The organism is Vibrio sp. 10N.261.45.E2 (genome assembly GCF_002875705.1).
GTDB lineage: Bacteria > Pseudomonadota > Gammaproteobacteria > Enterobacterales > Vibrionaceae > Vibrio.
In genome coordinates this window covers 1-13,241 of the sequence record NZ_MCZZ01000162.1, presented here as the reverse complement: position 1 = coordinate 13,241, position 13,241 = coordinate 1, and the positions used below count along the sequence as shown (strand labels likewise).

Annotated in this window: 11 protein-coding genes and 1 tRNA gene; 8 read left to right on the top strand and 4 right to left on the bottom strand. The window is 45.0% G+C overall.

All coding sequences use genetic code 11. From position 1 onward, the window contains the following. The first annotated feature begins 35 nt into the window (after positions 1 to 35). The 7 genes from BCT34_RS22080 (at position 36) to BCT34_RS24510 (ending at position 7,746) form a co-directional block, all read left to right on the top strand. Entirely contained in the window at positions 36 to 1,343 is a 1,308-nt protein-coding gene (locus tag BCT34_RS22080; protein WP_083702838.1) for an isochorismate synthase MenF, read from the top strand. Further along, positions 1,340 to 3,064: a 2-succinyl-5-enolpyruvyl-6-hydroxy-3-cyclohexene-1-carboxylic-acid synthase gene (menD, locus tag BCT34_RS22075; RefSeq protein ID WP_076654721.1), complete on the top strand. Its 1,725-nt coding sequence runs from the start codon at positions 1,340 to 1,342 to the stop codon at positions 3,062 to 3,064. Before BCT34_RS22080 ends, menD begins: the two co-directional genes overlap by 4 nt. 9 nt (positions 3,065 to 3,073) lie before the next feature. Further along, the gene (menH, locus tag BCT34_RS22070; RefSeq protein ID WP_076654720.1) at positions 3,074 to 3,874 is read left to right on the top strand and encodes a 2-succinyl-6-hydroxy-2,4-cyclohexadiene-1-carboxylate synthase; all 801 of its coding nucleotides are present in this window, start codon (positions 3,074 to 3,076) and stop codon (positions 3,872 to 3,874) included. 102 nt (positions 3,875 to 3,976) lie between these two features. After that, the gene (gene menB, locus BCT34_RS22065) at positions 3,977 to 4,843 is read left to right on the top strand and encodes a 1,4-dihydroxy-2-naphthoyl-CoA synthase (protein ID WP_029222208.1); all 867 of its coding nucleotides are present in this window, start codon (positions 3,977 to 3,979) and stop codon (positions 4,841 to 4,843) included. A gap of 75 nt (positions 4,844 to 4,918) precedes the next feature. After that, positions 4,919 to 5,926: an o-succinylbenzoate synthase gene (menC, locus tag BCT34_RS22060; RefSeq protein ID WP_076654719.1), complete on the top strand. Its 1,008-nt coding sequence runs from the start codon at positions 4,919 to 4,921 to the stop codon at positions 5,924 to 5,926. Between the two features lie 77 nt (positions 5,927 to 6,003). Continuing rightward, entirely contained in the window at positions 6,004 to 7,437 is a 1,434-nt protein-coding gene (menE, locus tag BCT34_RS22055) for an o-succinylbenzoate--CoA ligase (protein WP_076654718.1), read from the top strand. A 141-nt stretch (positions 7,438 to 7,578) separates the two neighbouring features. After that, on the top strand, positions 7,579 to 7,746 hold the full coding sequence (locus tag BCT34_RS24510) for a hypothetical protein (RefSeq protein ID WP_165690306.1): 168 nt from the start codon (positions 7,579 to 7,581) through the stop codon (positions 7,744 to 7,746). Positions 7,747 to 7,876: 130 nt separating this feature from the next. Here BCT34_RS24510 and BCT34_RS22050 read toward each other — a convergent pair whose 3' ends face one another. From BCT34_RS22050 to BCT34_RS22040, 3 genes are all read right to left on the bottom strand, one after another. Beyond that, positions 7,877 to 8,797 carry a putative sulfate exporter family transporter gene (locus BCT34_RS22050; protein WP_076654717.1) on the bottom strand — a complete coding sequence of 307 codons (921 nt, stop codon included), beginning with the start codon at positions 8,795 to 8,797 and terminating at the stop codon, positions 7,877 to 7,879. Positions 8,798 to 8,943: 146 nt separating this feature from the next. Continuing rightward, positions 8,944 to 10,818: an MFS transporter gene (locus tag BCT34_RS22045; protein ID WP_076654716.1), complete on the bottom strand. Its 1,875-nt coding sequence runs from the start codon at positions 10,816 to 10,818 to the stop codon at positions 8,944 to 8,946. A 17-nt stretch (positions 10,819 to 10,835) separates the two neighbouring features. Then, positions 10,836 to 11,426, bottom strand: coding sequence for a TetR-like C-terminal domain-containing protein (locus tag BCT34_RS22040; protein ID WP_076654715.1), 591 nt, complete (start codon positions 11,424 to 11,426; stop codon positions 10,836 to 10,838). Positions 11,427 to 11,622: 196 nt separating this feature from the next. Here BCT34_RS22040 and BCT34_RS22035 point away from each other — a divergent pair, with 196 nt between their 5' ends. Further along, positions 11,623 to 12,531, top strand: coding sequence for a TIM44-like domain-containing protein (locus BCT34_RS22035; RefSeq protein ID WP_076654714.1), 909 nt, complete (start codon positions 11,623 to 11,625; stop codon positions 12,529 to 12,531). A 610-nt stretch (positions 12,532 to 13,141) separates the two neighbouring features. Here BCT34_RS22035 and BCT34_RS22030 read toward each other — a convergent pair. Further along, positions 13,142 to 13,226 (bottom strand) — tRNA-Tyr (locus tag BCT34_RS22030). Positions 13,227 to 13,241 lie beyond the last annotated feature (15 nt).

Here is a 13,241-nt window from a genome sequence, read left to right as displayed (position 1 = left end):
AATATAATAATAATTTAGATGTGAACGAGGTCGATTTGTCACATTTCCAGCAAACTATCTCCGCTTTGATTGAGCGAGTACAAAATGCCCAAGCAAGCGAAGTTCGTTGTGTTGAAGTTCTAACGCAAAAACCATCGTTTGCATTTATTGAATGGCTTCATGCTCAACCGCTCTTTCCTAAGTTCTACTGGCAGTCACGCGACACTCGTGAAGAGGTTGTTGCGCTCGGACAGTTGCATACGTTTTCAGATCCTGCGCCCGCGTACGCGATTCTTGGTGAAGACCAACGAATCTGGGGGGGACGCTCGTTTGACGGGCATACCGCAAAGAATCGTCGTTGCATGGAATCGTTTTTCTTCCTTCCTCAGGTTGAATTGATCCGCTTTGACAATACGTGGTCGCTGGCCGTAAACTTGTCTCCTGATCGCGTTGCTTCTATCAATGCTTTGAATAAGCTTTCTGTTGAAGCGGCGATATTGGCGCCTTTGTCTGCTCATATTGAACAGATCAACCACGTGCCAGAAAGAGAGCAGTGGGGCAACCTTGTCGATAAGGTGCTGAAAGGCATTAGTGACGAAGAGTACAAAAAAGTCGTTTTAGCACGCAAAACCACATTGCAGCTCGATGCGCCTATCTGTGCAGCTCAATTACTCAAAGCCAGCTATCTGCAAAATCACCATAGTTTCCACTTTATGTTGGTGTTGGATTCTAAACACAGTTTCATTGGCTCGACGCCAGAGCGCTTATACAGCCGACATGGTACTGAGCTCGATACTGAAGCGCTTGCTGGAACCATTGGTCGCGGAGAGAACGCTACTGAGGACATGGAACTGGCCAACTGGCTTTCTCAAGACAGCAAAAACCTCAACGAGAACCAATATGTGGTTGACGACATCATTGAGCGTTTGACTCCTCATTCTCATACAGTCCATGTTGAAAAAGATGCACGTCTAGTGCGCTTGCGTAAGGTGCAGCATTTGAAGCGCAACATCCATGCACACCTAAATAATGGTGTTAATGGTGTGCAGTTGCTTGCTGCATTACAACCTACAGCTGCCGTGGCGGGGTTACCGCGTAAAGAGGCGATGGATTTCATTCTGGAACACGAACCGTTTGCTAGAGGTTGGTATGCAGGCTCTGTCGGCTATATCAGCCACCAGCGAGCAGAATTCTGTGTCGCGATTCGAAGCGCCTTGATTGTAAACGATCAAGTACAGCTATTTGCTGGTGCGGGGATCGTGCCGGGATCGGTCGCCGAGCATGAGTGGCAAGAGCTGAATAAGAAGATGTCTACTCTGCTCAGCCTTATTTCCGATCACCCACCACTGGGTGTGGCATCATGAATCACGACCAAGCTGTATTGAATAGAGTTTGGTGTCACACGTTACTTGAAGAGCTAGCACGCAACGGCGTTGAACATGTTTGTGTCGCGCCGGGATCTCGCTCAACGCCATTAACACTCGAAGCTGAAGCTAATCCCAAGCTAACTTTACACACGCACTTTGATGAGCGTGGTCTTGGATTTTTGGCTCTCGGTTTAGCTAAAGCCAGTGATAAGCCAGTTGCGGTGATTGTTACCTCTGGCACTGCGGTAGCTAACCTTCTACCAGCGACTGCTGAGTCTGGGTTAACACGCGAGAAGCTGATCTTACTGACTTCTGATCGACCTATCGATTTAGTGGATTGCGGCGCTAATCAAGCCATTCAACAACAGGGTATCTTTTCCTCCCATGTTGAAACGGCGCTAAACCTTCCAAGCCCAACCACACAGATTTCTTTGAATTGGCTTCTCACATCGCTTGATAGCGCGCTTGCGAAACAACGCTATGTTGGCGGTGCGATTCATATCAATTGTCCGTTCCCAGAGCCGCTCTATTCCAAGAACAGCTCTGAAATGTATGCTGACTACACTAACAGTGTCGCAAATTGGAGTTCCTCAACAAGCCCGTATTCTAATACTTGTTTACCCAATCATTTGACTGTACAGCCATTAGCGCCGGGCGATTACCTAGAGCGCAAAGGTGCTGTGATTATTGGCTCAATTGATAAAGAAGCGGCAACGAAAGCGCACCAGTTTGCTTCTGCTTTGGGTTGGCCAATTTTCTGCGACCCGCAATCGGGCGTGAGCAGTGATTGGAAGCATTATGATCTGTGGTTACAGAGTGATTCAGTGAAAGCGCAACTCAACCAGTGTGATTTTATTCTTCAGTTTGGTGAGCGCATTGTTTCTAAGCGATTAAATCAATGGATTAAGTCACAAGCGGCTTCGTTTGATTGCACGCAATATGTTGTGGTTTCACCTGATGCGCATCGTATAAACCAAGATCATCTGCCTCAAACTCATATTGTTGAGAATATTGAGTCATGGATAACCGCTCAGCACCTGCCAGCTTTGTTAGGCAAACATTCTGGCTGGGCGACGCCTTTAATCGAGGTTGCAAATACCGTTCAGCAACTCGCACTCGCACAAATATCCAATAATGACCAACTGACAGAGTTGAGTGTTGCGGTTGACTTGTCGTCTAGACTTAAAGGCAGAGAGTTGTTTGTGGGAAACAGCTTGATGGTAAGGCTGGTGGATATGCTGTCGTCAATATCTGCGAATCAAGTTTACAGTAATCGTGGTGCATCGGGCATTGATGGCTTGGTGGCAACGGCTGCGGGCGTGGTGAAAGCCAACCAGACCCCCTTACTGATGTTGATTGGCGATACCTCTTTGCTTTACGACTTCAACTCACTGGCTTTGCTGACTCATAATTTAACGCCGATGGTTATTGTTGTGACCAACAATGATGGTGGTGCGATCTTTGATTTATTACCGGTACCAGAGCAACAGAAACAGTCACTTTATCAAATGCCTCATGGTTTCAGTTTTGAACACGCTGCTGCGCAATTCCAGCTTGGATACGCTGCACCAGAAACCTTGAACTGCTACCAAAACATTATCGAACAACATTTCGAACAGGGTCAGGGTACCTTGCTCGTGGAAGTTAAGACGCCTCCCGAACAAGCGTCTACTTTACTGAAACAATTCAGTTCAATGCTCACCGAGGCATTAGCCTAAGGACTTTACATGCTTTACTCCAATTATTACCCAGCTGTACAAGATTCTTCTGACAAACCTTTGCTTGTTTTTTTACATGGTTTACTCGGAAGCGGGGATGATTGGAGTGCATGCCACCCCTTCCTCGAGGATTTTCCTCTCCTTTGCATAGATTTACCCGGACACGGACAAAGTCGCTTTATTGATCCAGTAGGATTTGATCATTGCTGTAAGAAAATTGTCCAGTGCATCACATCTCAACTGGCAGCGAACGATCTTCCTGCTGATTATCCAATCGTGGTGATTGGGTATTCGATGGGTGGGAGGCTTGCTATGTATGGGGTGACAAGCCCTTGCTTCGAGACGCTCAACCTAGAGAAAGTCATCATTGAAGGTGGTAACTTTGGCTTGGAATGTGATGAAGAAAGAGCACAAAGGTTAGTACATGATACGCAGTGGGCTGTTCGCTTTGCACAGCAGTCGATTGAAGATGTTTTAGACGATTGGTATCAACAAAGCGTCTTTTCTTCACTAAATCATGAGCAAAGACAAACTTTGGTCATAAAGCGTAGTGGTAACCTTGGAGTATCAGTAGCAAATATGTTGTTATCTACTTCGTTAGCTAAGCAACCGGATTTACGTGCCACATTGAAATCTCATGAGCATTTATTGCATTATGTGTGTGGAGAAAAAGATCGTAAATTCATGGAGCTAGCTGAGAATAGTGGCTTTGAATATAGTCAGGTGGATTACGCTGGTCATAATGTTCATTTTGAACAACCAGAGATGTTTTCTAACCTGATAATCCAATGTATCGCCAGTCGTCGTTAGTCTGACTGAGCGATTCTCTCGTATCAAGCACTATCAAAAGCAGAGCAACACCGTCACGACTACTCGTTAGTCGTGGTCTCTAATAGAACAATGGGAATCACCATGGCTAAAACAGTAGGCATCACAGAAGAAGAACTTTACGCAGCAGTTAACTGGAGCGATGAAAGCAGTCAATTTGAAGATATTCAGTACCACAAGTCTGACGATGGTATTGCGAAAATCACGATTGCTCGTCCTCAAGTACACAATGCGTTCCGTCCACAAACCGTAAAAGAGATGATCAATGCACTGGCTGACGCTCGTTACGACGAGAAAGTAGGCGTAATCATTTTGACGGGTCTTGGTGAGAAGGCGTTCTGTTCTGGTGGTGACCAAAGTATTCGTGGTGACTACGGCGGCTACCAAGATGATTCAGGTACACACCATCTGAATGTGCTTGATTTCCAACGTCAAATTCGTACTTGTCCAAAGCCAGTAATCGCAGCTGTATCAGGCTGGGCAGTCGGTGGCGGCCATGTTCTTCACATGATGGCTGACCTTACTATTGCAGCAGAAAACGCACAGTTTGGTCAGACGGGTCCTAAAGTGGGTTCATTTGATGGCGGTTGGGGTGCTTCTTACATGGCTCGTATCGTTGGTCAAAAGAAAGCGCGTGAAATCTGGTTCTTGTGTCGTTTCTACGATGCACAAGAAGCTCTGGACATGGGCTTGGTAAACACGGTTGTTCCTGTGGCTGACCTAGAAAAAGAGACCGTTCGTTGGTGTCGTGAAGTTCTCCAGCATAGCCCAATGGCACTGCGTTGCTTGAAAGCGGCACTAAACGCAGACTGTGATGGACAAGCTGGCCTACAAGAGTTGGCTGGTAATGCAACCATGATGTTCTACATGACAGAGGAAGGCCAAGAAGGCCGCAACGCATTCAACGAGAAACGTCGACCTGATTTCGACAAATTCCCGCGTAACCCATAGTCTTTCTCCTCTTCAAAATGAGTCGCTAATAGCGGCTCGTTTTGTTTTGATGTTCCCCGTTTTTTAGGAAACTTTATGAACTCAGTGAATTCTCAGCGTCACGCTAAACTCTACCGTTATCAGTTACCTATGGATAGTGGCGTGGTTCTTCGTGACAATAAGTTGAACGAACGTGTTGGCTATATCATCCAACTTGAATGTGATGGTAAAACGGGTTTTGGCGAAGTTGCGCCTTTGCCTGGTTTTAGCCAAGAAGATGCCGAACAAGCTGGCATTCAACTTCAACATGAATTAGAGCTTTGGAGCCATAATAACCCTCAGACGCCTTTTGATGCGCTGTATCCTTCTGTCGCGTTTGGCTTTTCGATGGCATTGATGGAGCTTCGAGGTGAACTCAATGTGGAAGGTAACTACCAAGCTGCACCTTTGTGTACAGGAGATCCAGACGAACTTATCCCTGTGCTTAATGAGATGGAAGGTGAGAAGGTCGCTAAAGTAAAAGTGGGCCTTTACGAAGCTATTCGTGATGGCATGTTGGTTAGCTTATTCCTTGAGTCGATCCCTGATTTGACCCTAAGACTTGACGCCAACCGCGCATGGAAGCCTGAAAAAGCGAAGCAGTTCATTAAATACATCTCGCCGTCTCTTCGTCAGCGCATTAGCTTTATTGAAGAGCCTTGCCAAAAGCCGGAAGACAGCTTGGCATTTGCCATCGATCACGGCGTAGCGATAGCTTGGGATGAAACACTGCAAGAAGCGGTGCGAAGCCCTGAGTTTGATTTAAGCGACTTAACGGGTGTTAAAGCTGTCGTGATTAAGCCTACTCTTATTGGTTCTGTAGAGCGTTGTGTAGCAATCATTGAGCGTGCACAGCAACTTGGAATTAAACCTGTATTGAGCTCAAGCATAGAGTCGAGCCTTGGCTTAACTCAGATTGCTCGTCTGGCACAGCAATATTTGCCAAATGAAGTACCGGGGCTGGATACGATTGGCCTGTTCAAGCAACAGTTAGAAGTTTCTTGGCCGGGTTGTCAGCTGCCAGTCTCTACGCTTGAACAGCAGCAATTGATTTGGTCTTCTTAGGCTGAGCTATTTGATGAGCTAGTTGAATCACTATTTAATTAGCTCAGTCAGTTCCTAATCTATTTTTTGGTTATCTTATGATGCGCCCACAATCTAATCATCACCCGCTCTGGGTACAGTGGGCGCAGCAAAACCCACTTCAACCTGCGTTAGTGACTACTCACCGCACGTATACTTGGCAGCAAGTTACAGTATTGGTGAGTGAGTACCAACAACTGCTATCTCATCAAGGTTTATCTGAAGGTGACGTACTGACAATTGTCGGCAAGAATCAAGCTGAAGTGATTCCGGTTTATCTTGCCGCACTCAATTTGGGTGTGGTTTGTGCGTTCACTATGCCTCAGCCTGCCGCTCGTTTAACGCAAAAGCTTGAATCTCTCTATGTTTCTTCCGATAGTTGTTACTTGTGGCTGCTAGAAAGCGGCGGTATAGATCTGTCTGAGGTTGCAGCGCCAAACACTCAGTTACTTACCTTGCCTTGTTTGAATGACCTAGATGGTAATGAAAAGCCAATAGCAACGTCAGAACCTTCTTGTTTCAGTTATCAAAACCTCGCAAGCATCGTGTTCACCTCTGGCTCTACCGGAAACCCAAAAGCGGTCGCTCACACACTTGATCAGCATTTATATTCTGCGACTGGGCTGCTTGAGGTATTTCGTTATCAACAAGGCGATACTTGGTTGCTGAGTTTACCTATGTACCATGTGTCCGGATTAGCGATAGTTCATCGTTGGTTGGCGGCTGGTGGCTGCATCAAAATAGGGTCAGGTCAGCTTGAACTTGATATCGTAGGTTGCAGTCATGCTTCATTGGTCGCTACTCAGCTACATCGATTACTAAAGAGTAAGCAAGGACTTACTTTAACGCATGTACTTTTGGGGGGGAGTCATATTCCAGAAGCACTTGGTCTCGAGGCTCAACAAATGGGCATCGAAACATGGCTTGGCTACGGCATGACCGAAGCAGCTTCAACCGTGACTGCCAAGCTCGTTGATGCCAGTAGTACAGCCGGGTTTATCCTTAACCATCGCCAGCTTAAAATTGAAGAACAGCGCATCTTTATTGGCGGTGAGACGCTCGCTTCTGGTTATTATTATCAAGGTAAATTAACGCCATTAGTTGATAAGAACGGCTGGTTTGATAGCAAAGATCTTGGTGAGTGGGTTGGCGAACAAGTGTCGATTATTGGCAGAGCCGACAATCAGTTTATTTCTGGTGGTGAAAACATTCATTGTGAAGAAATAGAGCGAGCACTCAATCAGTTGTCTGAGGTTAATCAGGCTTTTATTGTTCCCATTGAAGATGACGAGTTTGGATTCCGACCTATCGCTATTGTGGACTGTGTTGATTTACCAACTAAAGAGTGGTTTGCCGAACAATTGACGGGTCGTCTTGAACGGTTCAAATTTCCGGTAGAGTATTATCAAATGCCTAAACAAGAACAGCAGAGCATTAAGGTGTCGAGAGCAGGATTAGCGGCGTGGTTGTCACAACATAGGAACTCTAAGTGAGTGCATTGACTCGCTTTTTGCTAGCTTGTTAAACAGTTAGTTAATTTAGCAATTAGATAGTTCAAAACAGAATTTATTATCTTTATAACCATCCATCATAATAAGCCATATAAATAACGGATTATAGAATAAGGTCTTATTATGAAAATTGCGCTCATCATTGCGGTATTACTGCAGATAGGCCAAGCGATAACATCGTCAGGGCTGACGCGTTCGTTAGCAGAGCTCACTGCGTTTGTTTTGGTTGTGGTACTTGTTTTGATGAAAAGAGAGATCAAGAAGAGTGATAAGCCCCTGTTTGATTCGTGATTGTTGCTACAAAAAATATCCTCATCACAAACGATAAAGGCAAAGCCCATTTGAGCTTTGCCTTTTTGTTTTGTTGCCCGCAACCTCGATGTCTGGGAAGCGAACAACCATTTAAAGCGTTTTTTACGGCCTAGGCGAGAGTTAACCACGCCAGTGAACCCGTTGAGATCATGACCCACATTGTAATACCAAACATCAATGGTTTCGGCCCTGCTGCTTTTAACTTTTCTACTGAAATGCCACAACCAATTAAGAACAGACACACCACCAATGCTCTCTTAGATACATCAAAGATCCCTTGGTAGACCATGTCAAATTGTGGCAGTAAGTCGCTCACAGCGATAGCGGCGCAATAGAAGAAAATGAAGTAGGGAATCGTAATCTTCTTTTGATCGTTCTTGAAGATCATCGCGCTGACTAAAGCGATAGGGATGATCCAAAGCGCACGAGCGAGTTTCAATGTTGTCGCTGTCGTCAGTGCTTCTTCGCCATAAGCCGAAGCTGCACCTACCACAGAAGATGTATCGTGAATTGCGATTGCAGCCCATGTACCAAACGTTTGTTGGCTTAGTTCAAGCACATGACCAATCATCGGGAACAAGAATAGAGCGACTGAGTTCAATACGAATACAGTGGCTAACGCCAAGCCAATCTGTTCATCGTCTGCTTTAATTGCGGGTGCCACCGCTGCTATCGCGCTACCACCACAAATCGCGGTACCAGAAGAGATAAGATAGCCCGTTGTGCGGTCTAATCCCATTCGTTTAGCCAAGAACCAACCAATGACTAATGTACCAATAATCGTCGTGACAATGAGACCAATACCATCGCCGGTTACCGCTAATGCTTTTTCAAACTGAATGCCAAAACCCAAGCCAACAATCGAGTAGGCCAGTAGTTTTTTGGTGAGTTTGCCGACTTCTAAGTGTTCAGGAACTAAACCTAAGCTAGCAAGTAGAAAACCGATAACAAGAGCGGTCGGTGAGCTAACCCAAGGTGTTAAGCAAAACAGTGCAGCAAGATAAAACGGAACGGACTTTTTTAGGTTCATTGTATTTAGAGTCTTGTTTTGTTGTGGCGTTATTGTAATGAGACCACTATACGTTCAATAAAATGATAAGTAAGTCTAAATGAATTGAACAAACGTTAAGGAAAACTTAACGCTTATTCAGCGGATATGAATAAAGGGCTTGTTATCTAGCGCTGTGATCCGCGAAGGTCAGATACGGATTGTCGAAGAATTTCACAAGAGGCTTGTTTAGGTGAAATTGGTTCACCAGCTTCTATCTCTAACTTGGTCCAAAAACGAGTGGGTAGCCCTTTACAGGCACGGCCTTTGTAACGACTAAAGTAGCTGCCCCATAATCCTTTGAGAGCCATTGGGATCACTGGGACAGGGGAGCGTTTGATAATCAGCTCCATACCGCGCATGAACTCAGCCACTTCGCCATCAGAAGTTAGCTTTCCTTCTGGGAAAATACACACAATGTGACCTTCATGGAGGGCGTGTTCTACTTCCTTGAAAGCGTTTCTAATCGAGTTGCGGTTGGTCGCGGAGATTGGAATAACCCCTGCTCTTTTCAAGAAACGTCGAATCGGCGGCAATTTGGTGTAATCCTCTTCCATCACAAAACGGATAAGCCGAGGGCAAACTGCACTCAGCAGTAGTGCATCCATATAACTCACATGGTTGCAGACAATCAACGCGCCCCCTTTTTCTGGCAGGTGATGTAAGTTCTTATGCTTAACTCGGTACATGGTGTGAGTGACCACCCATGTAAAGAAACGGAAAGCGTAGATAGGCACCTGATAAAACAGGTACAGCATCACTAAAGTATTGCCTAACGCAAGCATCACAAACAGCTGCGGAATTGAAAGCTCTAGAACACTCAGGCAAACAATACCTAAAACCGCGCTTCCTACCATGAACAGTGAATTGTAAATATTAAGCCCTGCAATCACTTGGGCACGTTCGTCTGGTTTTGCACGTAATTGCATCAGTGAATACAGAGGAACAATAAAGATACCGCCAGAAATCCCCAACAGTAGAAGATAAGCAAATAGCGGCCAAAGCTCTGAATAGGTTACAAACTGATGGAAAGAGCTAAAATCAGGCAAAGACTCAGGGATAGATATTGCCATCAAAAGACCAAAGACTGAGATACCTAAGCTACCCATTGGCACGATGCCGATTTCAATTCGGTGATTAGATAGCTTATCGCAAGCCAAAGAGCCGATAGCAATACCTACCGAGAACAGCGCAAGTAGAAATGCAACAGAGCTTTCAGTGCCATTTAGATGCAGTTTGGTGAAGTTGGGGAACTGAGTTAGGTAAGCCGCGCCAAGGAACCAGAACCAACTGATAGACATCAGTGCTTGAAAGGTCGGGCGGTCTTTTTTGGCAATCGCCAGTGTTGCGCGGGTTAGCTTTACAGGTTGCCACTTTACCTTGAGGTCTGGTGCATTACTCGGTGCTAGTGGGATAAAGCAGCTTGATACATAACCAAGTACAGCGAATGAAACAATACACACCGCAGCAATGAGTTTCGCGCCTTCTTCAGAGGCAATGATACCTGCGCCTAAGGTGCCAATTAGGATCGCTAAGAAAGTACCCGTCTCGACGAGAGCGTTACCAGAGACCAATTCTTTTGTTTCTAACTGTTGTGGAAGCAGGGCATATTTCACGGGGCCAAAGAAAGCACTTTGTGTACCCATCAAAAATAGAAGCAGAAGTAATATTCCGTAGCTTTCGTAGATAAACCCGATCGCACCCAGTGACATGATCACCACTTCAAGAAGCTTAACTTTACGGATGAACCATGATTTTTCGTATTTGTCGGCCAGAACACCAGCCAAAGCAGAAAATAGGAAGAAAGGCAGAATAAAAAGGCCAGCGGCCAAATTAATGAACAGATTGCTGGAAATAGGTAGCGTGTCTACGCTTGCAAAAGCAACAAACAGTAACAGGACATTTTTGAATATGTTGTCGTTAAAGGCTCCTAGAAATTGGGTAATAAAGTAGGGTAGGAACCTTTTTTGCGTTAACAGCGAAGATTGGCTGCTGTTGTTCATTGTCTTTCCTTGGATGATTACCAGTTGGTTAAGTAGTTTGAGACTAGGTTATTGATCAGCTCTTTACCATCAATGGGCTCAGAGGCGAAAAATTTATCATCAACGCTAAGAAGAGTAATTCCATGTACTCCAGACCATAATACACGGCTGGCTTTAACGACTTCGCTATTAGTATGTTCAGGAGCAATCGCGATTAGCAGCTGCTCTAGCATACCTGTCATTCTATCGATGCGGTTAGATTGCCATTCAGGAAGGTTTTCACCATTCATGTTGTGCTCAAAGATAAGCTGCCAACGGTGAGGGTGTTTCTGTGCAAAATCGTGGTAGCAGTAGGCAAGGTTGAATAGAGCTTGTTGAGGGTTGCTCGATTGTTCAACAGCTACAGCAGATTCCGACGCCAGTTCATCTAATGTTTGGGCTACTACATGCAAAAGCAGTAGGTTGTAGTTACCAAATACATTTACTAAGGTACTTGGGACGTAACCAATCATATTGGCAATTTTACGTAGACTTAGCTCGTGATAAGAGTGCTCTTCTAAGAAATCGGTCACCGTTTTTAAGGTTAATTGCACTAATTGTTCGCGAGTATGATCGTTTCGTCTTGCCATGGGTACTTTCTATTAAATGAACATCGTTCAATATTTTAATGCTGCCCCAGAGTGCCGTCAATCCCTCCGCTAGTTTAGTAATCAATTAATAGCCGCAATATTATGATACATGTGTAAACACCGTGAATATTTCATTGTTCTTTGTTAACGAGTATGATTAAGGTGTCGAAAGATAAAAAACCTACAAAGGATAATAATGAAACGATTTTTCTCACTAGTCGCGATTCTGTTGGTAACAGTCGCGGTGACGCCAATCGCGGAAGCGAAAAAGTTTGGTGGTGGTAAGTCATTTGGCAAAAGCTTTAAAACGGCTCCAGCACCAAAACAACAAAACACGAATTCGATCCGTCAAGATCAAACGGGTAAGAACACAGCAGCTAACTCTAGCAAGAAAGGCCTTATGGGCGGCCTGCTAGGTGGTTTACTTGCTGGTGGTCTTTTAGCTGCATTCTTTGGTGGCGCATTTGAAGGTATCCAGTTCATGGATATTCTGATCATGGGTCTGATTGCTTTCCTAGCATTTAAATTCCTACGCGGAATGTTGGGGGCGAAGCAGGGTTCAATGAATCAGCAGAATGCACGTGGCCAACAGCCAGCATTCGGCGGCATGGGTCAGAACAAGTTTGAACAACCTAAGCAACAACCAAATGTTCATAACTTCGAGCAAGCACAGCCTCAATCACAAGGCACTGCTGGTGGCTTTGGTTTTGGTGCACAAAGAGATGTTCCACATAACTACCCACCGGGCTTTGATCAAGCGGCATTCATCAACGGTTCTCGTGAACACTACCGTACACTGCAAGGTGCATGGAACCACAACGAGCTAAACACGATTGAAGAATACGTATCTCCAAGCCTATTTGAAGACCTAAAAGCTGAACGCAACAAGCTAGACGGTGATCAGCATACAGACGTAATGTACGTAGATGCTGAAATCGTTCGTGCAGATCATGACGGCAGCAAAGCACAACTAAGCCTACAGTTTAGTGGTCGCTACCGTGATTCAGCGGAAGGTATCGAAGAAGACATTACGGATATCTGGCACCTAGAGCGTGACCTAACAACTGCCAATGCACCTTGGTTGATTGTTGGTATTCAAGGTTAATCTCAATATTTAACTACACATCAATATGATGTAGTTATTTAGAATGACACCAAATAATAGAAAGCCCCTGTTGAGAAATCAGCAGGGGCTTTTTTGTGCCTCCTGGTGATTTGACTCTGCAAGTGTCTGGAAGAGAGTTATTTAGGTAAGGATGGGGAATACGGTGCTGAAAAGTGCATATCGCCACGATAAATATTTTGATATTTCTCTGACTGGCAAAGTGGGCTAATCTCAATTTAAGTAACTCATTTTTATTGTTTTTAATTGGTTGCTTAAACCACATCTAGCCGAGGGGCTTATCGATATGATGACGTTTTTTGAGCCCGTACTAGAGCCTGAACTCACATATCAGCAGAAACAACAAATATGATGAGCCAGTTTCTACAAACTGTTTAGGCTGCGCGGCTTACTTGGTGTGTAAGCGTCACGGTGAAGTCTGGAATGATTGATAATTCGATTGTCTTGAAGGCACAAACTATGCAGCCGTGAGATCCGTAACGGGAGCTCTTTAGCGTTCAGATGAGAAATTACCGCGTGAAATATAGAATAACAGAAACGAAAAAAGCCAACTCAATGAGTTGGCTTTTCGATTTTCCAATTAAGAAGAATATGGTGGAGGGAGACGGATTCGAACCATCGAAGGCAGTGCCGGCAGATTTACAGTCTGCTCCCTTTGGCCACTCGGGAACCCCTCCAGGGTGTGTCTTACT

What these genes read in the sequence shown, in the direction of transcription:
- BCT34_RS22040 (WP_076654715.1), bottom strand. Translation starts at nt 11,426, where the DNA reads ATGGCAAGACGAAACGATCATACTCGCGAACAATTAGTGCAATTAACC.
- menC (WP_076654719.1), top strand. Translation starts at nt 4,919, where the DNA reads ATGAACTCAGTGAATTCTCAGCGTCACGCTAAACTCTACCGTTATCAG.
- BCT34_RS22035 (WP_076654714.1), top strand. Translation starts at nt 11,623, where the DNA reads ATGAAACGATTTTTCTCACTAGTCGCGATTCTGTTGGTAACAGTCGCG.
- BCT34_RS22045 (WP_076654716.1), bottom strand. Translation starts at nt 10,818, where the DNA reads ATGAACAACAGCAGCCAATCTTCGCTGTTAACGCAAAAAAGGTTCCTA.
- menD (WP_076654721.1), top strand. Translation starts at nt 1,340, where the DNA reads ATGAATCACGACCAAGCTGTATTGAATAGAGTTTGGTGTCACACGTTA.
- BCT34_RS22050 (WP_076654717.1), bottom strand. Translation starts at nt 8,797, where the DNA reads ATGAACCTAAAAAAGTCCGTTCCGTTTTATCTTGCTGCACTGTTTTGC.
- BCT34_RS24510 (WP_165690306.1), top strand. Translation starts at nt 7,579, where the DNA reads ATGAAAATTGCGCTCATCATTGCGGTATTACTGCAGATAGGCCAAGCG.
- menH (WP_076654720.1), top strand. Translation starts at nt 3,074, where the DNA reads ATGCTTTACTCCAATTATTACCCAGCTGTACAAGATTCTTCTGACAAA.
- menE (WP_076654718.1), top strand. Translation starts at nt 6,004, where the DNA reads ATGATGCGCCCACAATCTAATCATCACCCGCTCTGGGTACAGTGGGCG.
- menB (WP_029222208.1), top strand. Translation starts at nt 3,977, where the DNA reads ATGGCTAAAACAGTAGGCATCACAGAAGAAGAACTTTACGCAGCAGTT.